The sequence below is a fragment of the Photobacterium alginatilyticum genome (genome assembly GCF_009910675.1).
GTDB classification, from domain to species: Bacteria; Pseudomonadota; Gammaproteobacteria; order Enterobacterales; family Vibrionaceae; genus Photobacterium; species Photobacterium alginatilyticum.
Genome location: NZ_RSEJ01000242.1, coordinates 1 through 493, shown reverse-complemented (window position 1 = coordinate 493; position 493 = coordinate 1). Strand labels below are relative to the sequence as shown.

Sequence of the window (493 nt, the reverse complement as noted above, 5' to 3'; positions counted from 1 at the left end):
CTTTTTGCTGGTTGGTTCCATTATCATAAAGCTGCCCCAAAATTGGCTTGGTTTCAAGATGTGGAATCTATGTTGAACCACCATTTAGCGGGGTTACTGGGACTTGGATCTCTTTCTTGGGCAGGCCATCAAGTACATGTATCTTTACCGATTAATCAATTTTTAAATGCTGGAGTAGATCCTAAAGAAATACCACTTCCTCATGAATTTATCTTGAATCGGGATCTTTTGGCTCAACTTTATCCAAGTTTTGCYGAGGGAGCAACCCCATTYTTCACCTTGAATTGGTCAAAATATGCRGACTTTCTTACTTTTCGYGGAGGATTAGATCCRGTAACTGGRGGTCTRTGGTTGACYGATATTGCRCACCATCATTTAGCTATTGCWATTYTKTTCCTGRTAGCRGGTCACATGTATAGRACSAACTGGGGYATTGGTCATGGMCTAAAAGAKATTTTAGAAGCCCATAAAGGTCCATTTACAGGCCAGGGTC

1 protein-coding gene is annotated in these 493 nt (G+C 41.4%); it reads left to right on the top strand.

Annotation, left to right across the window (positions count from 1 at the left end):
* Positions 1-493: photosystem I psaA/psaB family protein (locus EIZ48_RS31645; protein ID WP_205298658.1), on the top strand; the 493-nt coding region annotated here is incomplete at both ends.